The organism is Frigoribacterium sp. CFBP9030 (assembly GCF_034045195.1).
Lineage (GTDB): Bacteria > Actinomycetota > Actinomycetes > Actinomycetales > Microbacteriaceae > Frigoribacterium.
In genome coordinates this window covers 224113-245948 of sequence record NZ_JAXCWG010000004.1, presented here as the reverse complement: position 1 = coordinate 245948, position 21836 = coordinate 224113, and the positions used below count along the sequence as shown (strand labels likewise).

The window sequence follows — 21836 nt, the reverse complement described above, 5'->3', positions numbered from 1 at the left end:
GGGTGTCCTTTCGTTCCCGAGTCATCGGGAGGGGCCGGCCGACGACGGGCGGGTCGTCGGCCGGCACGGGCGGTCGTGCTGCGGGGTCGTGCTGCGGGGTGGGGCTGGCGCGCGGGGCTGCGGGGCTGGTCAGCGAGCCGTCGTGGTCGGCGTCCCGACGCTCTGCTTGGCGAGCGTCACGGTGTCGATGTCGGGCGCCCACGCGGTGGTGTTGCCGAGGGTGATGGCACCGCTCGCGGTGGTGAGACGGAGGGGCTGCGCGTAGTCCCAGAAGCTGGTCCAGGCGTAGTTGTGGCGGACCGTGACCCGTTCGCGGGTGCCGCCCGCCTCGGTCACGTCGACGAAACGGCTGATCACCTGCGGGTTGTAGTTGATCGAGGCGCTCTTGTCGGCGTTGGCGGCCGAGAGCGTCAGCACGTAGTCGCCGGCTCCGAGCCCCGCCGGTCGGGCGAGGGTGGCGGTGTTGCCGGCGCCGTTGCCGAGGCTGCCGAGCACGGAGACCGCGCCCTGCGCGTCGGCCGAGCCGTTCGAGCCGGTCGTCGCCGGCAGTGTGCGGACGATCGTGCCGCCGGCCCGGGTCAGCGACTCGGCCTGCACCTTCACGGCGTTGCCCTGCGCCGTGTCGGCCGTGCGCTGGGCTGCGCCGCGGGTGCTGGTCACATCGGTGACGACGGCGCCGGTCGACGACGTGACGCCGATCTCGTTGACGCCCTGGGTCAGCCAGACGCGCACCGTCGTCGTCCACGCCCCGGCTGCCGAGACGCTGCCGGCCGGGATCGCCTTGTCGCCCACGGTCAGGCCGACGGCCGACGCCCTGGTCGTCGTGTACCGGACGGCGACGTCGTGATATCCGCTCTCGGTGGCCGCGACGAAGAACGAGGCGCCGGCCGCGCCCGACAGTCGCGCGCCTCCGTTCCCGGCGGCCGGCGTCTGTCCGTAGACGAGCTGAGCTCCGGAGGTGAGTCGCGCCTCGGTGGCGGGGTAGGTGGTGGGCTCGCCGTCGGTCGCGTCGCGCAGTTCGAACCGGTCGAGGGTGATGTCGCTGCCAGGCAGTCTCGTCTGGCCGTCGCGGCTCGCCCGGAGCGACAGCGAGTGGGTGCCGGCCTTCAGAGGCACGAGCACGTCGGTGCTGCCACGGTAGGTGTGCGAGAGATCGGCCGAGTACTTGACGAGCTGGTCGAAGCCTCCGTCGACGAACAGGGCGTGCTGACCGGGGGCCTGGTTGGCGCCGGCGAGCACCGAGAGCCGGTACGTGCCGTCGCGCGGCACCGTGACGTTCCATGTGGCGCTCGAGCCGACCTGGTTGAAGCTGCCGACGTCGCGTCCGCCCGAGGCCATGAACGACCATTCGCGGGCAGGGTCCTGGGTGTAGGCCGTGGCGTTCGCGAGCGTGGCGTTCTCGGCCTCGACGCTGCTGACGAGACGGGTGTCGACGGCGGGTCGCTGGGCGAGCGGCTTGGTGATCTGCACCTCGTAGGCGGCGTACCGGTCGTTGTTCGGGATCGTCACCGTGGCGGCGCCGGATGCCAAGGAGGCGCGGGTCGACACGATCACGGGAGGCTGGCCCGAGAGACCCTCGGCCCCGTTCAGCCGGGCCGCGCGGACGACCACGTCGACGCTCGAGCCGAACGTGGCCGAGTCGAGGCCGGTCAGGTCGAGCTGCACGTCGGAGGAGCCTCCGCCGACGAGCACGGTGGCCTCGCGGTCGGCGTCGTCGCGGGCGGCGATGGCCTGCACGGTGTCGGCGGCGTCCGCCTGCGGCGGGGTCACCTTGACCGTCTCACTGCCGGCCAGGTCGCCGTACCACTTGAACATCCACCAGCCGCCGTTGGCGCCGTTGCTTCGGGCCGAGTTGTCCGAGAGGTTGCCGGCGTAGTTCCAGTAGGCGGTCTGGGCGTCGACCTTCTGCTCTTCGAACATGGAGAACCACTGGATCAGCTGGCCGGGCACGCCCATGTCGCGGAGCATCCCGTACTCGGTGATGTTGACCGGGATGTCGGCGATGCCGAGGTCGGCGAGGATCCTCTTGTACTCGGCGTTGTGGCCGCGGAAGGTCGCGAGGTTCTGCGTGCCGAGCTCGTGCCAGATGAACACGTCGGGCAGCTGGCGCTTCTGCTTCGCGTAGGCGAGGAAGTCGCGGCTGCGGTCGGCGTGCCAGCCGGCGTCGCCGGGGCCTCCGACCTTCGCCGCGCCGAGGCCGTGGGCGGTGTAGATCTTCTGGATCTCGACGTAGGCCGCCGACCAGTCGGCGAGGAACTGCGTCTTCTGCGTGCTCCAGTTCGGGTACCAGTTGCCGGCGTCGGGCTCGTTGAACGGGATGAACACGTACTTCTCGGGGTGGGCCGAGTTCGACGCGATCGACTCGACGACCTGGCGGAGGATCGGCAGATAGTCCCACTCGCCGTCGCCGTTCGCGTCGGCGGGGCGCTGCCCGCCGTTGTAGGCCCAGTCGGGGTACATGTCCTGTGCGTAGACGTAGAGGTCCTGGCCGCCGGCCGCGAAGAAGTCGGACTCGACGTCGAGGGCGTCGCCGTTCGGGTGCTGGGCGCCTTGCGGGGGTTTCTGCGAGGTGTTCGTGACGCGTGCGCCCTCGAGCACGGCGGGCGAGGGCGAGCCGTCGTCGCCGAGGCCGTAGAGGGTTCCGGTGGCGCCGCCGCGGAAGTCGCCGGTCGTGGTGCCGAAGTCGACGGCGACGCGGCTGGTGGCGGCCTCCGCCGAGGTGGGGGCGACGAGCAGCTGAGAGCCCGAGAGGGCGATGGCCACGGCACCGACGGCGGCGGTGCAGCCGAGCAGAGCACGGCGGGCGGGAGTCAGGGAGAAGAGCGACAACGGAGGTACTCCTTCGTACTTCGTCGATACCGCGATCACGTCGGTGTGAAATCGCTATCACGAAGCATGCACGGGCCGTCCGACGTTTGCAAGCGTTTTCACGAAAACCCTTTCACGTCGATTCCCGTCCGTTGCCGCGCCTCCCGCGCCTCCCCCGCCTCCCCTCCGTCGCCGCGCCTCCCCCGTGTCCCCGCCTCCCCTCCGTCGCCGCGCCTCCCCCGTGTCCCCGCCTCCCCTCCGTCGCCGCGCCTCCCCCGTGTCCCCGCCTCCCCCGTCGCCTCGGGCTAGCCGGCGGCCGCCCCGGGCCCGCCGCGCAGCCAGCCCGCCCGCACCCGCGCACACCCCGCCACGCGTTCGACACCCCGCCACCGAATCCCGTGGCGGCGTGTCGACTCGGTGGCGTCAAGCCGCCCGCCCCCACCCCCGCCTGACCCGCCCCCGCGCGGAGCCCCACGCCCCACCACCACGCCAGAAGATGGACACGACGCCACGCTTAAACCGGGCGTCGTGTCCACGTCCTGGCGTCGTACCCGCCCCACACCGCACCCGCGCGCACCCCGCCACGCGTTCGACACCCCGCCACCGAATCCCGTGGCGTCGTGTCGAGTCGGTGGCGGCGAGCCGCCCCACGCCCCACCACCACGCCAGAAGATGGACACGACGCCACGCTTAAACCCGGCGTCGTGTCCACATCCCGGCGTCGTACCCGCCCACCGCCGCCGCCCACCGCCGCAGCCGCGACACCCGTCAGGCGCCCTCGACCTCGTCGCTGACGAGCGACAGGTGGGTGCGCGAGTGCTCCCGCGCCGCGCCTCCTTCGCCTGCGGCGATCGCCCGTGCCGCGGCGAGGTGGGCGTCGAGCGTGCCGGCTGCCGGGACGGCCGGGGTCAGCCCGAGCTCGTGCCGCCCCTGCAGGATCTCGCGCACGGGGGCGGCGAGCTCGCCGTAGAGCACGTTGCCGCTGGCGACGAGCAGCAGCGTGTGGAACCGGATGTCGGCCGCGAGGTACTCCGCCGAGTCCCCGCGGGCGGCGCTGCCGAGGCGGTGCAGCTCGGTCGCGTGCTCCACCAGGGCGATGCGCTGGGCGTCCGAGGCGTGCACCGCCGCGAGCGCCGCGGCGGCCGGTTCGAGCGCCGCGCGCAGCTCCATCAGCTCGACGAGCTGCTGCCGGTGCAGGGGGCCGGCGAGGGTCCAGCGGATGAGCTGCACGTCGAGCACCCGCCAGTCGGCGCGCGGCAGCACGGTGATGCCGACGCGGCGGCGCGACTGCACCATGCTCAGCGATTCGAGCACGCGGACGGCCTCGCGCGCGGTGGTCCGCGAGACGCCGTAGTCGTGTTCGAGGCGGGCGAGCGTCAGCACCGCGCCGGGCTCCAGGCGGCCGGCCGCGATCGTGCCGCCGAGGGCGTGCAGCAGCTGCGCGTGTGCGCCCTCGCGGGCGGGTGGTGACGTCATCGTGACCATCCTGGCGTGCACCTCCTGAGTCGATGGGGTTGCAAAAGTACTACTTTTGGTGGCAACCTACGGACACCGAGGAGGCGCGCGACAGACCCCTCGCAGACGCACCACCCGAAAGACCCCGAGCTCACACCCCGCAGCCGACAGGCGCACCGGATTCGACGGAGAACCCCACCATGGACGACTGGACCCAGACCCTCGACGCGGGACCTCTTCTCGCCATAGCAGCGGGGTCGATCGCACTGATCCTGATCCTGGTGATCAAGTTCAAGCTGCACGCCTTCCTCACGCTGGTCATCGTGGCCGCGCTCACCGCCCTCGTCACCGGCATCCCCACCGGTGCGATCGCCGATCTGCTCGTCACGAGCTTCGGCACGACGCTCGGCTCGGTCGCACTGCTCGTCGGGCTCGGCGCGATGCTCGGCCGCCTCGTCGAGTCGTCGGGCGGCGCCCGGGTGCTGGCCGACCGCATGGTCGACGTCTTCGGCGAGAAGCGGGCGCCGTTCGCGCTCGGCCTCGCGTCGCTGATCATGGGGTTCCCGATCTTCTTCGACGCGGGTCTGATCGTCATGCTGCCGATCGTGTTCGCCGTCGCCCGCCGCATGGGCGGCAAGTCGATGCTGCTCTACGGCATCAGCGCCGCCGCGGCCTTCTCGGTGATGCACGTGTTCCTGCCGCCGCACCCGGGCCCCGTCTCGGCGACCGAGCTGCTCGGCGCCAACCTCGGCATCGTGCTGCTCGCCGGTCTCGTGATCGTGTTCCCCGTCTGGTACGTCTCGGGCTACCTGTGGGCCAAGGCCGTCAACAAACGCATCCCGCTGCCCGTGCTCTCGCTCTTCGGCAGCGAGAAGGACGACGTCCAGGCCGCGAACCCGCCCAAGGCCAGCACCGTGATCGCCGTGCTCGCCGTGCCCCTCGTGCTCATCCTGCTCAACACGGGCCTCAGCTCGCTCGGCTCCGTCGGCATCGTCGACCCCGAGGCCGGCTGGGTCCAGGCCCTCGTCCTCGTCGGCACGAGCGGCATCGCGCTGCTCATCTCGGTGCTCGTCGCCGCCATCGTGCTCGGTCGCGCCCGCGGCGTCACCGGCAGCGCCCTCGAGAAGGTGCTCGACAGCGCGCTCGGCCCGATCTGCTCGGTCGTGCTGATCACCGGCGCCGGTGGCATGTTCGGCGGGGTGCTGCGCGCCTCGGGCATCGGCGACGCCCTCGCCGACGTGCTCGGCGACCTCGGTCTGCCGGTCATCGTGGCCGCGTGGGTCATCGCCGCGATCCTGCGACTCGCGCAGGGTTCGGCGACCGTCGCGCTGGTCACCGCCGCCGGCCTGGTGGCGCCCGCCGTCGCCCTCGCCGACCTCAACGCCGTCCAGCTCGCCGCCGTCGTGCTCGCCACCGCGGCCGGTTCGGTCTTCGCCGGTCACGTCAACGACTCGGGCTTCTGGCTCGTCGGTCGCCTGATGGGCATGGACGTCAAGACCACCCTGCGCGTCTGGACCCTGCAGCAGGCCATCGAGTCGGTGCTCGGCTTCGCCGCCGCACTGCTGGTGTTCGCGGTCGGCTCGCTGATCTGACCCTGCCCGTCGGGTCGACCGGACACTCCCGGTCGACCCGGCCCGCGCCTCCTGCGCCGCGCCTCCCGCGCCTCCCGCGCCTCCCGTCGCACCCTCACGAAGGAGTCTCATGTCATCCCCGCTCTTCGACCTCACCGGGCGCCTGGCGCTCGTGACCGGCTCCTCCCGGGGGCTCGGGCGGTCGCTCGCCACCGCGCTGGCCGACTCCGGGGCGCGGGTGATCGTGCACGGCCGCGACGAGTCCGCAGTCGATGCGACGCGAGACGCGATCGAGCAGTCGACGGGCACCCGTCCGGCGGCGGCCGTCTTCGACGTGACCGACGCGAAGGCCGTCGAGGAGGCGGTGGCCGGCATCGTCGCGGAGCACGGCGTCCCCGACATCCTCGTCAACAACGCCGGCGTGCAGAAGCGCGCGCCGTTCACCGAGTTCGCCGTCGAGGACTGGGACGCCGTCATGGCGACCAACCTGTCGAGCGTCTTCTACGTGTCGCGCTTCGTGGCGCCCGGCATGGTCGAGCGCGGCTCGGGCAAGATCATCAACATCGCCAGCGTGCAGTCGATGCTCGCCCGGCAGACCATCGCGCCGTACTCGGCGAGCAAGGGCGGCGTGGCGCAGCTGAGCCGCGGCATGGCCGCCGACCTCGCGCGGCACAACGTGCAGATCAACACGCTCTCGCCCGGGTACTTCGCGACCGAGATGAACACGGCGCTCTGGCAGGACGAGACCTTCGACGCCTGGCTGCGCCAGCGGACGCCCGCTCAGCGCTGGGGCCGCATCGAAGAGCTGCAGGGCACGCTCATCTACCTGTCCTCGGCCGCGAGCGACTTCGTCTCGGGGCAGAACATCTTCGTCGACGGCGGCATGACCAGCGTCGTCTGAGTCCGGGCCGGGCTGCGGGCGGTCTCGCGCCGCGCCTCCTCGGCTCCTCCCCTGCTCCGTGCCCCCGCAGACCCCAGAGAGAACCAGCATGAAGACCATCCAGATCGATTCCGCCCATGTCCTGACCGAGCGCGAGGTGGCGACGCCCGAGCCAGCCGAGGGGGAGGTGCGGATCCGGGTCGACTACGTCGGCATCTGCGGGTCCGACCTGCACTACTACTTCGAGGGTGCCAACGGGGCGTTCGTCGTCGAGGAGCCGCTGGCCCCCGGCCACGAGCTCTCGGGCCGGGTCGACGCGGACCCGAGCGGGCGTCTCGCGGCGGGCACCCCGGTGACCGTGCACCCCGCCCGCTTCGGCGCGGACGAGCCCGGTCTCGAGAACGCTCCGCACCTGCGGCGCGGGGGGTCGTACCTCGGCAGCGCGTCGACGCATCCGCACACGCAGGGCGCGCTGAGCGAGTACCTCGTGGTCGACGCCGGCATGATCCGCGTGCTGCCCGAGGGTCTGCCGCTGCAGCGTGCGGCGCTGGCCGAGCCGCTGGCGGTGGGGCTGCACGCTCTGACCCGCGTCGGCGATGTGACGGGCGCGCGGGTGCTCGTCTCGGGTGCCGGGCCGATCGGTCTGCTGGCTGCGGCCGCGGCGAAGGCCCGCGGTGCGGCGAGCGTGACCGTGGTCGATCTGCTGCCGGGGCCGCTGAGCCGGGCGCTGGCGATCGGCGCCGACGAGGCCCTGCGACTCGGCGTCGACGAGGTGCCGGCGGACTCGTTCGACGTGGTGCTCGAGTGCTCGGGTGCGGCGAAGGCGGTCAGCGCGGCGTTCGTCGCCGCACGCCGTCAGGGCACGGTGGCGCAGGTCGGCATGATGCCGAACGAGGAGCGCCCGGTGAACCTCGCGCCGGCCATCTCGAAGGAGCTGTCGGTGCTCGGGGTGTTCCGCTTCGTCGACGAGATCGACGAGGCCGTGCGGATCCTGGCGTCGACGCCCTCGCTCGAGGCGGTCGTGACGCACGTGATCGGCACCGATGCCGCCGAGCACGCGTTCGACGTGGCGAAGGACTCGTCGGTGAGCGGCAAGGTGCTGCTCGCCGCCTGGCCCGAGTAGGGCTGCCCTGCGGCGCGGCGCCGGGGCGCCGCCTAGGCGTCCCGCAGCAGGCGCGCGTGCAGCTCCTCGACGCGGCTGCGGATGTCGTCGCGCACCAGCCGCATGCGCTCCATCCCCTCGATGCCGCGGAGCGACGGCTCGTCGGTGATCCACGTCTCGACGGGGGTGCCGGCGGCGTCCTCGACCCGCGCCTCCTCGCCGAGGACGACGATCAGGTCGGCGTCGCGCACCATCTCGTCGGTGATCGCCTTGGGCTGTTCGCCGTCGAGCGAGATGCCGAGCTCGCCGAGCGACTCGACCGACTGGGCGTTGAGTGCGCTGCCCGGTGCGGTGCCGGCCGACGCGACGTGCACGGCGTCGCCGGCGACGTGTCGCATGAGGCCTGCGGCCATCTGCGACTTGCCGCCGTTCTTCCGGCAGACGAACAGGACCGAGGGAGCCGTCGAAGTCATGAGCTCACAGTAGGCCGCAGCCCCCGAGGAGGCGCGCCCCGCCTCCCCCAGGACCCGCCCCGTCCACGAGTCGAGACACGCCGCGCCTCCCCTGCTCCCCGCGGCGAGTCGTGACTCCTCGACCCCGGTCCCCCAGGAGGCGCGGCCCGCCTCCCCCAGGACCCGCACCTCCATGAGTCAAGACACGCCGCGCCTCCCCTGCTCCCCGCGGCGAGTCGTGACTCCTCGACCTTCAGCCCGAGGCGCGCCCGCTCGCGGCGAGCGCGGCGGCCTCGACCCGGTCGTGGTGGCTGCGCCACCCGGCCCCGTCGCGCTCCGGCACGTTCGGGTCGCCCGCGCCGTTGCCGAGGCGCCCGTCGACGAGCTCGCGGAGGAGGTCGGCGTGCCCTGCGTGACGCGCGGTCTCGACGCAGAGGTGCACGAGGATCGAGTGCAGCGTGACGTCGCGTCGACCCTCCGGCCACCACGGCACCAGGCTGGGCGAGTCGAGGTCGAGGGCGTCGACGGTCGCGTCGGCGTGCGTGGCGGAGTAGCGGGCGAACTCGACCACCGCCTCCTTCGTCTCGTCGGCGGTGGCCCAGAGGTCGGCTTCGGGTTCGCTCGTCTCGGAGAGCCAGGGGACGTCGCGGTCGGCAGGGCGCCCCATGACCTCGCCGAGGTAGCCGAGCTGGACGCTGGCGACGTGCTTGACGAGGCCGAGGAGGTTGGTTCCGCTGGGTACGAGCGGGCGGCGGATGTCGTACTCGCCGAGTCCGTCGAGCTTGCCGAGCAGGTCGGCGCGCTGCTTCGAGAGGTAGCGCTGCAGGGTCTCTTTCTCGTCCATGCGCCCAGAGTGGCCCCATCCGGGCCCGCGCACCAGCGCTGCCGCGCCTCGGGGCCCGGGCCCCGCACCTCGAGGAGTCAAGACACGCCGCGCCTCCCCCGCTCCCCGCGGCGAGTCGTGACTCATCGACGCCCCGGCACCATCCCCGCGCACTAGTTGGTCACCCCACGCCATTGGGACTGACGCGGACGTGCCTTTCCTCGGAAGGTGGAAGGTAGGAGGTACGGGTCGACTCTACGGATATCGTCGAACTAGACTGTCCTGTATGTCACATGTCGAACTGGCTCATGTGGACCACTTCTTGAACGATGGTCGACCACTTCTGCGCGACGTCTCCCTGCGGCTCGGTGAGGGCGAGCGTCGGGCGCTCGTTGGGCCGAATGGCATCGGGAAATCCACGTTGCTCCGGCTGCTCCTGGGCGAGGAGGCCCCATCGGCAGGCGTGAGGAGCGCGTCAGGCAGCATCGGCGTCATGAAGCAGCTCGTCGGGCAGGTGCGGGACAGCACGACGATCCGAGAACTCCTGCTCACCACTTCGACGGGCACGATCGGGGCATCGTCGACTCAGCTGGCGGCTGCGGAAAGCCGCATGCTCGAGCGCGACGATGAGAACTCGCAGATGGGCTACGCGACAGCCCTCGTGGCCTGGGGCGATGCCGGCGGTTACGACGAGGAACTCCGTTGGGACGACATCTGTGTGAGGACGCTCGGACAGCCCTTCGACCAGGTCGCCCACCGGCCGGCTTCCACCCTGAGCGGAGGACAGCAGAAGAGGCTCGTCCTCGAGGGTCTGGCGACCAGCTCACATGATGTGCTCATCCTCGACGAGCCCGACAACTACCTCGACATCGCGGGGAAGTCGTGGCTCGAGTCACTGATCTCCACGACACGAAAGTCCATCCTCTTCGTCAGTCACGACAGAGAGGTCATCGCGCGGAGCGCCACCTCCATCGCCACGCTGGAACGAGGCGGCGCGGGCGCGACGCTCTGGGTTCACGGAGGCAGGTTCGACAGCTATCGACCGGCGCGTGAGGCGCGGAACGCGAGGATCGACGAGCTCAGGAGGCGTTGGTTCGAGGATGAGCAGCGGCTTCGTGACCAGGTCCTGCTGTACCGCGAGAAAGCCAAGTACAACTCCGACATGGCGAAGCGCTACCAGGCTGCCCAGTCGCGGCTGGATAGGTTCCGAGTAGGAGGCCCGCCTGAACCTCCGCACGCCGAAGAAGCGGTGTCCATGCGCCTGGAGGGGGGACGGACGGCGAAGCGCGCTGTCGTGTGCACCCGCGTAGCACTGCCTGACCTCATCGAGCCCTTCGATACCGAGATCTGGTTCGGTGATCGGGTGGCGATCGTCGGCAGCAACGGCAGTGGTAAGTCGCACCTGCTCCGGCTACTGGCGACACAGGCCTCGAGTGACGAGCCGGAGATCTCGATGGAGGAGCGGACACGAGATCTCGAGCCAATTGAGCATGGAGGCCGCGTCACTCTGGGATCCCGGGTGCGACCCGGCTACTTCGTGCAGACCCACGACCGCGAGGATCTCCAGGGGCAGAGCCTGCTCAGCATCCTGAACGCGGGGACCCCCTCTCGTCGGGGGCTCGACCGCGGCGGCGCCAGCAGCGTCCTGGGGAGGTACGGTCTGGTCGCGTCGGCGGAGAGCACCTGGGATGAGCTCTCTGGCGGACAACGGGCTCGCTTCCAGATCCTCCTCTTAGAACTGGCTGGCTCGACGCTGCTGCTGTTGGACGAGCCGACGGACAACCTCGACATCGAATCAGCCGAGGCTTTGGAGTCCGCCCTTCAGAAGTTCGATGGCACGGTGGTCGCCGTCACCCACGACCGCTGGTTCGCACGGTCATTCGACCGCTTTCTGAACGTCACAGCCGACGGCGTCGTGCTCGAGCAGGCGACGCCGGGCTGGAAGACGGACAAAGCTGGGTAGAAGGTAGACAAAACCACTCGTTATGTCTATTCTTGAGGCAGGGAGGCTGACCGCAGCCCCACTAATAAGAATGGAGATGACGATGCAGGAATCAACTGAACTGACGACCACCGAGAGCAGTGTCTTCGAAGCGATCGAATCGGGCCTGAAGGGTGCTGAGTTCGATTCCTTCTTCGAGACGACAACGAGCTTTGACCCCCGCGAGTTCGTCATGCGACGCTGCTGATAAGACCATCGGAGGCGGCGGGTGCCCCCGGGCACCCGCCGCGACCCATGTCGTACGTACAGAATCCCAGCGTCTCCTTCACCTTCCTGGACGGGCTCCTCGTGATCGAGGACGAACGCCACCGCCGGACGGTCGACCTCGAAGCGCTTCAGCTCAGCGAGGACGTCGTACGCAACGCCATGGCCGACGTAGACCAAGCGCCTGCGCCGCTACAAGATCTGGTCAAGGCGCTCGTGGAAATCGGGGCCCTTCTGATCGCCGAGGACTCGCCGCCACCTGAGACGAGGCAGAGCAGGTCCCTCGGGTATCTGGCCTCGAAGCTCCGGTCTCCGCAGGCCGCTCAGCGACACCTGTCGTCAACCAGCGTCATGATCCTGGGCGTCGGCGGCACCGGATCGGTCGTATTGCAACACCTCATCGGGGCTGGCGTTCGGGATCTCGTCCTCGTCGATCACGACACAGTTGAACTGTCCAACCTGAACCGACAGTTCATCTACACGACCGAGGACGTCGGCATCAGCAAGCTGGAGCCTGCGCGAACGTACGTCGCTGATCGAGCACTGAATGCGCGTGTTGAGATCGTCGAGCGCAAGGTCAGGTCCCACGCGGACATGAAGCAGCTGCTCACGGAGCACCCATACGTTTCGGTGGTTGCGTGCTGCATCGATGACCCTCCGAACATTGAGCCGCAGGTCGTGTCAGCCGGGCTTGCCGCAGGCCTGACAGTCATGACCGGTGCCGTCGGCATCGAGTTCGGCCACGTCGGACCACTATTCACGGCCGGCTCTCCCCACTGCCTCCCGTGCTGGTACTCCACTCGGCGCGACCCCGCACCTGTGCCCCGCTGGTCGCACGGTGTCACCAACACCCTGGTGGGTGCTCTCATGGCTCAGCAGATCATGGAGTGGGCCATGGGAGTGCCCGCCCTCCCTACGGAACGGATGACCGTGGACTTCACGAACTTAGAGGTGCACCGTTTCCGTCCGAGCCCCACTTGTGACCATGCCTAGGCTCCGAGTCGAGACGGAGATGCCTTTGTCCACCGTGACCTTCCCGCCTGTCTTGGATCACAGCTGGTCCTTCACGACCTCAGCTGTTCACGCGCGACTACAAGACCTTCGTTCGGACGGCGGACTGACGGACAGTGCTGCGGTCCTCGAACAGCAGGACGAAGACGTATTCACATTGACGCCGAGTGATCGAGTCCGGTGGACGGACGGGCAGCCTGTATCCGTGACCGAGTTGTTCGCCACAGTCACCCGAGGTGTTTCGTTCCTGGGTTCAGCTGCGACCTTCCAGGCCGACATCGTTCAGCGTGCGGTGATTCTGCGTACCACGATGGCAACACGCGCCTTGAGGGAACTTCTGGCGTCGGCTCTCTTCTCCCTCACTCCTTGCATCCGTCTCTCGACGGAGAGGCACACCTCCGGTCGGTTCGCCATCCGCGACGTCCGTGAGGGGGGTCGTCTCCTCGAGCTTGCACGCCGAGACGAGGGTGACGAGAGCGAGTTCCGCTCGCTCGAACTACTGGCGACAAACAGCCCACGCGAAGGTCTGGAGTTACTGGTCGACGGCGCCCTGGACCTGACCCGCATCCTCGGTGGATACCCGCAGGCGGCATCCACCGCGGTCAACGCACGAGTGGCCATCATCATGGGTTTGCGCTCAGCTCCAGGGGAGAGCGATTTCCGTCAGCGTGTCGCATCGCTCCTCGATCTCCGACAGTTGGCTGAGATCACCAAGGGTGCGTACGTAGTGCCGTCACCGGCGGCCCTGCCACCTTCCTCGCCACAACCCGATGGCCGTTCACCTGAGCTCCTGGCCCTCACCTATGCGGACTTCTATCCAAACGACAAGGTGGCCGGGGGCGTCCTCACTCGGCTCGGCTTGACAGCCTCCGTCGCCAGGGCCCTGCCCTACTCCGCCTACCTGGCCGGAGATGTCGAACCATCCACCCTCAGGATCGACCTGCTCGACACCCTCTTCGGGGACGGTGCGGACTTCTCCATGCTCCTGCAAGCCCATACGACCATCGCCGCGGGGCCCCGCGTGAAGGACGAACAATGCATCGTGACGAGACGAGCCGAGATCGACTGGGCCGCCATCCGAATGGAGGAATCGTGACAGACCAGAAGCTGAAGCGCTCAGCGACGGTGACCTTCCGACTACGTGAGGACGAGGTCGTCGGGGCTAACCCGCGCGTGGGGTCGACGAGGAAGATTCCTGGCTCGCTGTGGCAGGTCCTCAGAGGCCTTGGGGAGTGGACCGATCGCGCGACCGTAGTCGAGCTCCTTCATGACGCCACGGGTGACACAGCCCGGTCCGACGTGGTCCTGCAGGCACTGCTTTCGGAAGGATTCCTCGTGGAGGAGGGAACCCCGGCCGACCAGTTCGAGTCGGCGTTCTCGCGTGGCTGGCCATTCGGTGAGACCACGGCGGGTCACCACCTTGTGACAAGGAGCCTGAGCTTCAGCGACGACAGGACCGAGGCTTTCACGTTCGGCAAGGCTCTTCGCCGACACGCCGCCGACGACCTCGCACCGGAGACCCCGCCCAGCGCCGACGAGATCCCCTTGCCAGCGCCTCGCGTCAGCGAGGCACTGGTCGCGTCTCTGGCCCGAAGGAGAAGCCGCCGCGACTTCCTCCCCGTCCCCGTCTCGGCCGAGCAGCTGTCATCCGTGCTCTGGGTGACCGCCGGAATCCAGGGTTTCCAGAGACCGGCATACCGCCCGCCTCTGCCGCTCATGTTCGCCCCCAGCCCGGGTGGCCTGAATGGCATCGATTGCTACGTGCTGGTTGCTGACGTCGAGGGCCTCGAGACCGGGGCCTATCGCTACCGGCCCCGCTCGGAAGCGCTTGAGCGCCTCGGCGACCAGCGCACGCTAGCCACGGAGCACCTCCTCGGCAATCAGAGGTGGGCCGGAAGGGCGGGCGCCGTCGTCGTCCTGGTGGGGAACGCAAGCCGGACAGCGTGGAAGTACGACGCGGCCTCGGGATTCAATGCACTCCTGCTCCAAGCCGGTCACATGGCGCAGAACGCGCTCTTGGCGGCGGCCGACGTCGGTCTCGGGGCTGTCACGTCGAACGCCATTCACGCTGAAGACATGGAGTCCGCACTGGGCTTGCAGCCCGGTAGGGAGATAGTCCTGTCAAGCGTGAGCATGGGCTTCGTAGACGGAGACATCTCCCTTTACGAGGAGTACCTCGACTCAGACATGTCCATACTGGCGAAAATGGCGAAGCAGTGACCCGCGTCGAGCCACACGGAGGCAGCAGCGAATCGTCGGTGGATCAGGTCGTCTCTGCCTTCTTCGAGAACACCGACCACGTGTGGAGCAACGAGCGGCACATCGACGTGCGCGTCACCTCGGGCATTACCTACATCACCGGCCCGAGCGGATGCGGCAAATCCGCCTTCCTCAGGGCCACACTCGCCCACGACCCGACATGGACCGTCCTCCCCGAGCTGGCAGGCGATTTAGCCCTCATAGACCACTTCTCCGGGAGCCTCGGCGAGCGCATCGCGTTCCTGGCACGCTTCGGCCTCGGCGACGCGCAGGTCCTCATTCGTAAGACGCCGTGGCTGTCGGACGGTCAGCGATTCCGGGCGAGGGTCGCCGCCGCCATCCATTCCGGCGCCGATCGGATCATGATCGACGAGTTTCTCTCCACTGTCGACAGAACGTCGGCCGCAATCGTTGCCCACAACGTGCAGAGGATCTGCAGAGGTCGGGGGATCGACCTCGTCGTCGCGACAGCCCATGACGACCTGGCGAATGCGCTCGACCCCGACCTGCTCGTGCATGTGGGGGCGAATTCGGCGCCGCGCGTGGAGACACGCACGCCTGGTGAGGCTTGGGAACTCACGACTCGTATCCACGTCAGTCAAGGAACCTTAAAGGACTACCTCGACCTCGAGCGATTCCACTACTACCCGACCCTCGACTTCGCCGCCGATGCCCGCGAGATCTCTGTGGTCACCGCGACGTTTGACGGAGAGCCGGTCGCCGCTCATCTGTATTGCGCGCCCTACCCGCGCGCCTGGGCCGAAGACCTGGAGCAATTCGCCGAGATGAATCGGCGACTCACCCTGGGGCAGAGACTTGTCGTGCATCCGGCCTTCCGAGGGATGGGGTTGGCTCGTGAGGTCACCGCGGCAGAGCACGCCCCCAAGGGCATCATCTACACCCGTAGCGTCATGAGCAGGTTCACGGACATGCACTCGGCGTTGGGTTATACGAGGCACGAGCCCCTGACGAACGCCCTGGTCGGGCGGTCGCCCGGACCGGTCGAACACGACAGCTCGCAGTTGCTAGCCACCGAATACGCCGACTACGCGACCGTGGTCTACGGCCGGGCCGCTCCCGCCGACGTCTCACGGGTAGCCGCCTGGTTCGCGACGAGGCTGCGAGATCTCCCTGAGGATCAGCAAAGGGCGGCAGGTTCGATCACCCGGATGGGCGGGTACGTCCTCGAAAAAGACGGATGTGACGGAGAAAGGCGAAAGCGATGACGACGACGGCAGACCCCCCACGCCCCACCGCCCCTCTCCGCGGCACGGGCTTCTTCCGACTCTGGATCGGCGACTTCGTGTCGAACACGGGCTCCTCGATGATCACGTTCATCGTCCCCGTGATCGGCGTGACGGTGCTGGGTCTCTCGGCGGTCCAGGTCAGCTGGGTCGTGGCGGCGGGTCTCGCCGCCCCCTTGTTCGTCGCGCTCTCGGCAGGCGTCGTGGCCGACCGCGCCGACAGGACGCTCCTGCTGCACCTCTGCAACATCGGTCGCCTGGCGGCGTTCGTCCTGGTGCTGGTCCTCCTGCTGGCCGGGAGCCTGACCTGGCCGATCCTCGCGCTCGTCCTGTTCGTCGTCGGGGCGCTCACCCTGCTGTACGAGAGCGCCATGGCGGCAGCCATCCCGGCGGTGGTGCCCGCGAGGAGTCTCGTCCGCGCGAATTCCTGGATCGAGGGCGGCCTGTCCGTGACGGAGTCCGCCGGGCCCGCAGGAGCCGGTGCGCTCCTGTCCGCGCTCGGCGCGCCGTTCATCGTGGCGATCAACGCGGCCACGTATCTGTTCAGCTCGATCATGCTCGTCGGGCTGCCTCTGGGGCGCCGCCCCGACGTCGACGAGGCCGCGACCTCGCAAAGAGGCATCCTCCGCGAGCATCTCGCCGAGATCGCGCTGGGCTTCCGCCTCATCTGGAGGCAGGCCCCGCAGCGTGTCGTGCTCCTGGCGGCGACCGTCTACAACTTCTTCGACTCCTGGATCCTCGCCGTCTTCGCGGTCTACGCCCTGCAGATCCTCGACATGTCCCCGGCGCTCCTCGGCCTCGTCTTCGTCCTCCCGGTCGTCGTGGGCATCGTCGGCTCGGTGTTCGCAGATCGCGTCACGCGAGCCGCGGGGCTGGGCAAGACCCTCACCGCCTCATTCGGCCTCATCGCCGTGGCCGGCCTCGCGCTGCCCCTCGCCGGGCTGACATCGGGTGTGCCCGCGGCCGTCATCGTGTCCGTCGTCTTCGCCGTCTTCGAGATCTGCATCGTCATCAACCTGATCATCGGTCGAACGATGCGTCAGGCGCTCTTCCCCGCTCAGCATCTGTCGAAGGTCGCCGGCACGGCTCGCTTCGTGTCGTGGGGCGTCGACCCGGTGGGGGCCCTCGCGGGGGGTGCCGTCGCGGGCCTCCTCGGGCTGCAGGCGTCCGTCGCGATCGGGAGCGCCGGCTTCGTCGTCTGCGCCCTGATCTGCCTGTCGAGCCCCGCGTTGCGAGCCTTCCGGGCGCTGCCGACCGACGCCTAGCCGAGGAGGCGCGGGTCGCGTCCCCCGGACCCGCACCTCCCCTATTTCCGCCCCGACCAGGAGTCAAGACACGCCGCGCCTCCCCCACTCCCCGCGGCGAGTCGTGCCTACTCGACGCGGTCAGGCGGCGGCGGCTGAGGAGCACCGAGCCCGACTCGCTCTACCCGCCACCGACTCGACACCCCGCCACCGGAGCGCGTGGCGGCGTGTCGAACTCGTGGCGGGCTGGCGCCGCCCGCCCGCCACCGCGCCAGGAGATGGACACGACGCCAGCCTCAAACCCGGCGTCATGTCCACAACCCGGCGTCGTGGCCCGCCCCGCGTGCCAGGATCGACCAGACGTCGCGGTCGGCGGCGTCGCCGACGTGAGGATGCGCGCATGACCGTGACGGACGAGCTGGTGCACGTGGTCCTGGTCGAGTGGGCCGACGGAGCCCCGACCGATGTGGCCGAGCAGGCGACGCGCCTCTCGCGCCAGCACCTCCCCCGCATCGACGGCGTCCTCTCCGTGTCGAGCGGCGAGAGCGTCGGCGGCGAGCAGCTCGAGGCCGGGTTCGAGTGGATGCTCGTCGTGCGGTTCCGCGACCGGGCCGCGCTCGACGGCTATCTGCCGCACCCGTCGCATCAGCCGGTGTCGGCGTACCTGCGCGACGCGTCGGCGCGGGTGGTCGTGTTCGACATCGCGGCGTAGCGTCGTCGACCCGCGGTGCCCCAGCCCAGGAGGCGCAGGTCGCGCCTCCCCCACGGGTGCATGACCCCGCGCGCCGCCTCGTCGGCCTGACAGGATGGGAGGGGCGCGGCGTCCACCGCCGCCCGCTCCGGGGGACCACGAATGCCAGACCTGACGCGAGAAGAACTCGTCGCGCTGCGCGACGCCGAGAAGCTGCGCCTGAAGATCTTCGAGGACCACAGCAACGTGATGGACACGGTCGTCGTGACCGGCGACGACTACGTCGGCTACCGCGTCTGGGCGACCGACGAGCGAGCCGCGGTCTGGGGTGGGACGAGCCTCTACGCGTTCGAGTCCGCTGCCCTGAAGGACGCGCTCACGCGAGCACGAGCGGGCCGATGGCTCGACTTCTGGCGACTCAGACGCGGGGTCGACCGACGAGCCGAGTCGTTCGCCGAGCGAGGCGGTGCCCTCGAGGCGGGTCTCCGCGGGACCCTGCTCCGCCCGAACGCCGACTGGCTCGAGAACGACAACGGCCCGACGTTCTACGACGTGTTCACCTCCCCCGCCACCGACGAGCACGGGTTCCTCACCGACCACATCGGCGTCCTCCTGTGCTCGCGCGTCGGGGACTGGACGGCCACCACACCCCGTGAGGTCGACTACGGCCGCTTCCCCACGCGAGACGAGGCCCTCGCCGCCCTGCTCGACGCCGCCGGCGGGTCTCCTCCTCGAGGAGTCGACACACGCCGCGTGCCCGACCACCCCCGCGGCGTGTCGTGACTCCTCGACGCCCCGACGCCGGGGTGGGTCGATCGTGACCGAGCCCGCGAGCGCCGCTCTCGACGCGCGGCTCGATCAGCAGCGGGACCCCGCGCGCGGGCGGGCGCGTCGTCTGGTCGCCGGGTTGATCGGAGGCCTGCTGACGGGAGACGGGGCCGCGGCGACCGGGGGCATCGACCTGGTCGTGACGCGACGCGACACGGGCCGCGAGGTCCTCCGCACCGGGGCGGGCACGCTCGAGGAGGCCGATCAGCTCCTCGCCACGGTGCGGAACGACCTCGAGACCAAGAGCGTCGCCGAGTTCGCCCGCGAGTGGCGCCTCCTCGAGTCCTGATGGGATGACCGGCGCCCGCGCGAGTGCGGGAGTCGCGCGTCATCCCTCGAGGAGTCACGACACGCCGCACTCCCACGCCCCACCGCGGCGAGTCGTGACCCCTCGACGCCCCGACCCCCAGCCGAGGAGGCGCGGGTCGCCCCCCGAGGCGATCCACATGCCCCGAAACGCGCCCCCAACCCACCTCACCCCCCGCAATGAGTCACCTCGATGACGACGTCACCCGTTCGGCGCGACCAGCACCTTCGCGTGCCGGGTCTTCCCGCCATCGAGCTCCGCCAGCAGCCCCGGCAGCTCGTCGAGCCCGACCGTCCCCGTGATCAGCGGCCCCGCATCCACCGACCCGTCCGCGAGCGCCCGCATCGCGCCGACGAAGTCCGAGTGCGTGTACGCGAGGCTGCCGACGACGGTGAGCTCGCGGCTCTGCCAGTCGCCGTACGAGACCTCCGAGGTGGTCATCGGGTAGCCGAGCAGGGCGAGGGTGCCTCCGCGGCGGACCAGCTCGGCGCTCGACTGGAAGAGGGGTGCTGCGCCCGTGCATTCGTAGAGCACGTCGGCGCCGAGGCCGTCGGTGAGCGCGAGCACGCGCGACTCGAATGCGGCGCCCGGCTCGTGGACGTCGGTGAAGCCGAGCCGGCGGGCGGTCTCGCGCCGCGCCTCCATCGGCTCGACGATCACGACGGCTCCGGCACCCGAGTGGCGGGCGTGCTGCGCGGTGAGCAGGCCGATCGGGCCGGCGCCCTGGATCACGACGACGTCGCCGAGGCGCTGGCCGGCGCGGCGGACGGCGTGGAACGTGACGGCGGTGGGTTCGACGAGTCCGAGCTGCTTGTCGGTGAGGCCGTCGAGGGCGCGCTGCACGCGGCGTTCGTCGACGGTGACGTGCTCGGCGAAGGCGCCGTGCGAGGGGGCGCCGTCCGAGACGCCGTTGGCTTCGGCGAAGGCGGTGTCGCAGTGGTCGGGGTGTCCGGCGCGGCACATGGCGCAGCTGCCGCAGGGCGGGCCGACGCTGGCGACGACGCGGTCTCCCACGGCGACGGTGGTGACGCCGGGGCCGGCGGCGACCACGGTGCCGGTCCATTCGTGGCCGAACACCGCCGGAGGGATCAGCCCGCCCGACGCCCACCCGTGAGTGTCGGTCGCGCACACGCCCGTGTACCGGATCCGCACGACGGCCTGCCGCTCCCCCGGAGCCTCGAGCTCGGCGTCGGCGAAGGCGACCGACCGCTCGGCGTCGACGGTGGCGAAACGTGTGCGGGCAGGCAGCTCAGTCATGCCCATCACGCTATCCCTAGCCGACACCTGTCGCCCTACCCAGGAGGCGCGGGTCGGGCCGACGAGACATCGCCCCGTCCGGGTGGTCACGGTCGACCATCCTCCCCCACGGCCCGGACGGCCTCGCTGATGGTGGTGCCCGGGTGGGATCGGCGATAGGCCCGGATCGCGGTGGCGTCGACCTCTTGTGCGTGGCCTGTCGACGGGTGTCCCAGGAGGCGCGTGCCGGTCGAGAAGGCGGAGCCCAGTGCGGCCACGATCAGGAGCATCCCCACGGTGCTGTCGCCGGTGAAGAAGACGACCAGGGCGATGGCCGTCAGGGCGACGGGAGCGAGCGCCCGCAGCCAGTTCGTCATGACCGACGCCCCGGGTGACTGCGGGTGCCCGTCTCGTCACAGGTCATCGTTCTGCGTCCTCCGCGGTGGCATCCGTCTGGCGTTCGGCTCACTCCGAAGACGGTAGAACACGCCCCACGAGCGATGCGACCCGTTGGACCAGATGCTCAGCGATCTCCCCCGGGCGACGGAGTTCGGTGTGAGCGGATCGTGGTCACCGCGACCGGCCCCGCTGGGGTCACGGGTCGGGTGATCCGTCGATAAGGTCACCCCGTGGCCCGTGGCCCGTGGCCCGTGACCCGTGACTCGAGGCCCAGATCAGTGCCGCGGCGCCGCCCGCAGCGCCGCGTTCAGCTGAGCAGCCACGTGCGTCGCAGAGGTCTGCATCTTCCAATACAGCCCGCCCTGCGACGACATCTCCAGCTGCCCGTAGAGCATGACCGAGCGCTCGGGGTTGTTCGAGTAGCGACGGTCGGGTCCGCCTTTGACGTTGACGTACTGCCACGTCCGGTCGACCTTCTGCGCGTCGCGGGGCGCCGCCCCGGCCGCCTCGATGAAGCGTGTGGTCGTGGCTCCACTGAAGAGGTCGCCGTATGCGACGTCGGCGTAGTGCCGGCCGTCTTTGACGAGTATCCGGTCGGGGAGGAAGTGCAGGCTCGTGCTGCCTGCCGTGATGGTCGGCACCGTGATGTTGGTCGCGAGATGACGCGGAGCGTCGAAGCTCACGCCCGCCACGATTCGATTGATCAGATTCGCGGCGCCGGCGTTGGTCTTGTGTTGGCGGGTGGTCACGACCTGCCCCGACTCGAGCACGCGCCAGATCCTCTGCGAGCCGGCGGCGATCTTCGTCGTATCGATCAGCGACTCGAACCAGCGCTCGTCCACTCCGTCCACTTCATAGAAGACGACCACGCGGCTCTTGACCTGGTCCCGCAGCAGGAAGAACACGAGCGCCGCCGCCGCGGCAGCCGAGAGCGCCCATCCCCACGGCGCGAGCACGAGCCCTGCCACGAAGACCAGTGCGGCGATGACCCAGAGCCACGACCGGTGACCGGCGGCGCTGTTGAGCTGCTCGACGATGTCACCCCGCCCCGTCGGCACGAGCTCGTGGATGGTGGCCCCGGTGACGTCCTTCATCTCGACCTGCGCCGGCGCAGTCGACCCCCGAGGAGGCGCGGGTCGCCTCGACCGCTCCGCCCGGGCACGTGTGGTCCGATACGTCAGGCCCTCGGCGTTCATCGTCACGTAGTTGGCACGTGGCGCCGCTCCTGTGCCAGAACCCGGCAAAACTGTGCTGACGCCAACTGCGGTCTTGCGGGCAACGAAGCGGAACGGCCCCGTTCTGATGCCCTCGCGTATGTAG

General features: G+C 69.8%; 20 protein-coding genes. 13 read left to right on the top strand and 7 right to left on the bottom strand.

All coding sequences use genetic code 11. The features are described from left to right. Positions 1–129 precede the first annotated feature (129 nt). Together SOM13_RS06955 and SOM13_RS06950 are read right to left on the bottom strand one after the other, a co-directional pair. Positions 130–2829 (bottom strand): CBM35 domain-containing protein, encoded by a 2700-nt coding sequence (locus SOM13_RS06955; RefSeq protein WP_320479217.1) that lies wholly within the window; start codon positions 2827–2829, stop codon positions 130–132. Positions 2830–3576: 747 nt separating this feature from the next. After that, on the bottom strand, positions 3577–4284 hold the full coding sequence (locus SOM13_RS06950; protein WP_320479216.1) for a FadR/GntR family transcriptional regulator: 708 nt from the start codon (positions 4282–4284) through the stop codon (positions 3577–3579). A 179-nt stretch (positions 4285–4463) separates the two neighbouring features. Between SOM13_RS06950 and SOM13_RS06945 the strand changes: the two genes are divergently transcribed. The 3 genes from SOM13_RS06945 to SOM13_RS06935 all read left to right on the top strand — a co-directional run bounded on the left by SOM13_RS06945 (position 4464) and on the right by SOM13_RS06935 (position 7837). Then, positions 4464–5855, top strand: a complete 1392-nt coding sequence (locus SOM13_RS06945; protein WP_192061240.1) for a GntP family permease — start codon at positions 4464–4466, stop codon at positions 5853–5855. Between the two features lie 109 nt (positions 5856–5964). Further along, positions 5965–6735, top strand: coding sequence for an SDR family oxidoreductase (locus SOM13_RS06940; protein ID WP_320479215.1), 771 nt, complete (start codon positions 5965–5967; stop codon positions 6733–6735). A gap of 88 nt (positions 6736–6823) precedes the next feature. Then, on the top strand, positions 6824–7837 hold the full coding sequence (locus SOM13_RS06935; RefSeq protein ID WP_320479214.1) for a zinc-binding dehydrogenase: 1014 nt from the start codon (positions 6824–6826) through the stop codon (positions 7835–7837). 32 nt (positions 7838–7869) lie between these two features. Here SOM13_RS06935 and SOM13_RS06930 read toward each other — a convergent pair whose 3' ends face one another. Then, complete coding sequence (locus SOM13_RS06930; RefSeq protein ID WP_320479213.1) at positions 7870–8289, bottom strand: low molecular weight phosphatase family protein; 420 nt, start codon at positions 8287–8289, stop codon at positions 7870–7872. Positions 8290–8521: 232 nt separating this feature from the next. Beyond that, positions 8522–9112, bottom strand: a complete 591-nt coding sequence (locus SOM13_RS06925) for a DinB family protein (protein WP_320479212.1) — start codon at positions 9110–9112, stop codon at positions 8522–8524. 265 nt (positions 9113–9377) lie between these two features. Here SOM13_RS06925 and SOM13_RS06920 point away from each other — a divergent pair, with 265 nt between their 5' ends. The 10 genes from SOM13_RS06920 to SOM13_RS06875 all read left to right on the top strand — a co-directional run bounded on the left by SOM13_RS06920 (position 9378) and on the right by SOM13_RS06875 (position 18863). Continuing rightward, positions 9378–11054, top strand: a complete 1677-nt coding sequence (locus tag SOM13_RS06920) for an ABC-F family ATP-binding cassette domain-containing protein (RefSeq protein WP_320479211.1) — start codon at positions 9378–9380, stop codon at positions 11052–11054. A gap of 76 nt (positions 11055–11130) precedes the next feature. Then, entirely contained in the window at positions 11131–11280 is a 150-nt protein-coding gene (locus SOM13_RS06915) for a hypothetical protein (protein WP_320479210.1), read from the top strand. Between the two features lie 47 nt (positions 11281–11327). After that, positions 11328–12290 (top strand): ThiF family adenylyltransferase, encoded by a 963-nt coding sequence (locus SOM13_RS06910; RefSeq protein WP_320479209.1) that lies wholly within the window; start codon positions 11328–11330, stop codon positions 12288–12290. A gap of 223 nt (positions 12291–12513) precedes the next feature. Continuing rightward, positions 12514–13404, top strand: coding sequence for a hypothetical protein (locus tag SOM13_RS06905; protein ID WP_320479208.1), 891 nt, complete (start codon positions 12514–12516; stop codon positions 13402–13404). After that, the gene (locus SOM13_RS06900; protein WP_320479207.1) at positions 13401–14528 is read left to right on the top strand and encodes a SagB/ThcOx family dehydrogenase; all 1128 of its coding nucleotides are present in this window, start codon (positions 13401–13403) and stop codon (positions 14526–14528) included. The genes SOM13_RS06905 and SOM13_RS06900 overlap by 4 nt, the downstream gene beginning before the upstream one ends. Then, positions 14525–15793, top strand: coding sequence for a hypothetical protein (locus tag SOM13_RS06895; protein WP_320479206.1), 1269 nt, complete (start codon positions 14525–14527; stop codon positions 15791–15793). Before SOM13_RS06900 ends, SOM13_RS06895 begins: the two co-directional genes overlap by 4 nt. After that, positions 15790–17076: an MFS transporter gene (locus tag SOM13_RS06890; RefSeq protein ID WP_320479205.1), complete on the top strand. Its 1287-nt coding sequence runs from the start codon at positions 15790–15792 to the stop codon at positions 17074–17076. The genes SOM13_RS06895 and SOM13_RS06890 overlap by 4 nt, the downstream gene beginning before the upstream one ends. 379 nt (positions 17077–17455) lie before the next feature. Beyond that, positions 17456–17767: a Dabb family protein gene (locus tag SOM13_RS06885; RefSeq protein ID WP_320479204.1), complete on the top strand. Its 312-nt coding sequence runs from the start codon at positions 17456–17458 to the stop codon at positions 17765–17767. 141 nt (positions 17768–17908) lie between these two features. Further along, positions 17909–18529 (top strand): hypothetical protein, encoded by a 621-nt coding sequence (locus SOM13_RS06880; protein WP_320479203.1) that lies wholly within the window; start codon positions 17909–17911, stop codon positions 18527–18529. 34 nt (positions 18530–18563) lie between these two features. Next, positions 18564–18863: a hypothetical protein gene (locus tag SOM13_RS06875; RefSeq protein WP_320479202.1), complete on the top strand. Its 300-nt coding sequence runs from the start codon at positions 18564–18566 to the stop codon at positions 18861–18863. A 219-nt stretch (positions 18864–19082) separates the two neighbouring features. On the opposite strand, the gene SOM13_RS06870 is transcribed toward SOM13_RS06875, so the two are convergent. The 3 genes from SOM13_RS06870 to SOM13_RS06860 all read right to left on the bottom strand — a co-directional run bounded on the left by SOM13_RS06870 (position 19083) and on the right by SOM13_RS06860 (position 21610). Next, positions 19083–20138 carry a zinc-dependent alcohol dehydrogenase gene (locus SOM13_RS06870; protein WP_320479201.1) on the bottom strand — a complete coding sequence of 352 codons (1056 nt, stop codon included), beginning with the start codon at positions 20136–20138 and terminating at the stop codon, positions 19083–19085. Positions 20139–20224: 86 nt separating this feature from the next. Continuing rightward, positions 20225–20494, bottom strand: coding sequence for a hypothetical protein (locus tag SOM13_RS06865; protein ID WP_320479200.1), 270 nt, complete (start codon positions 20492–20494; stop codon positions 20225–20227). A 297-nt stretch (positions 20495–20791) separates the two neighbouring features. Beyond that, positions 20792–21610 carry a hypothetical protein gene (locus tag SOM13_RS06860; RefSeq protein ID WP_320479199.1) on the bottom strand — a complete coding sequence of 273 codons (819 nt, stop codon included), beginning with the start codon at positions 21608–21610 and terminating at the stop codon, positions 20792–20794. Between the last annotated feature and the right edge of the window lie 226 nt (positions 21611–21836).

Bases quoted from the DNA above. Each gene is read 5' to 3' on its own strand.
- SOM13_RS06950 (WP_320479216.1), bottom strand. From the start codon at position 4,284: ATGACGTCACCACCCGCCCGCGAGGGCGCACACGCGCAGCTGCTGCAC.
- SOM13_RS06945 (WP_192061240.1), top strand. From the start codon at position 4,464: ATGGACGACTGGACCCAGACCCTCGACGCGGGACCTCTTCTCGCCATA.
- SOM13_RS06940 (WP_320479215.1), top strand. From the start codon at position 5,965: ATGTCATCCCCGCTCTTCGACCTCACCGGGCGCCTGGCGCTCGTGACC.
- SOM13_RS06935 (WP_320479214.1), top strand. From the start codon at position 6,824: ATGAAGACCATCCAGATCGATTCCGCCCATGTCCTGACCGAGCGCGAG.
- SOM13_RS06930 (WP_320479213.1), bottom strand. From the start codon at position 8,289: ATGACTTCGACGGCTCCCTCGGTCCTGTTCGTCTGCCGGAAGAACGGC.
- SOM13_RS06925 (WP_320479212.1), bottom strand. From the start codon at position 9,112: ATGGACGAGAAAGAGACCCTGCAGCGCTACCTCTCGAAGCAGCGCGCC.
- SOM13_RS06920 (WP_320479211.1), top strand. From the start codon at position 9,378: ATGTCACATGTCGAACTGGCTCATGTGGACCACTTCTTGAACGATGGT.
- SOM13_RS06915 (WP_320479210.1), top strand. From the start codon at position 11,131: ATGACGATGCAGGAATCAACTGAACTGACGACCACCGAGAGCAGTGTC.
- SOM13_RS06910 (WP_320479209.1), top strand. From the start codon at position 11,328: ATGTCGTACGTACAGAATCCCAGCGTCTCCTTCACCTTCCTGGACGGG.
- SOM13_RS06890 (WP_320479205.1), top strand. From the start codon at position 15,790: ATGACGACGACGGCAGACCCCCCACGCCCCACCGCCCCTCTCCGCGGC.
- SOM13_RS06885 (WP_320479204.1), top strand. From the start codon at position 17,456: ATGACCGTGACGGACGAGCTGGTGCACGTGGTCCTGGTCGAGTGGGCC.
- SOM13_RS06880 (WP_320479203.1), top strand. From the start codon at position 17,909: ATGCCAGACCTGACGCGAGAAGAACTCGTCGCGCTGCGCGACGCCGAG.
- SOM13_RS06870 (WP_320479201.1), bottom strand. From the start codon at position 20,138: ATGACTGAGCTGCCTGCCCGCACACGTTTCGCCACCGTCGACGCCGAG.
- SOM13_RS06865 (WP_320479200.1), bottom strand. From the start codon at position 20,494: ATGACGAACTGGCTGCGGGCGCTCGCTCCCGTCGCCCTGACGGCCATC.
- SOM13_RS06860 (WP_320479199.1), bottom strand. From the start codon at position 21,610: ATGAAGGACGTCACCGGGGCCACCATCCACGAGCTCGTGCCGACGGGG.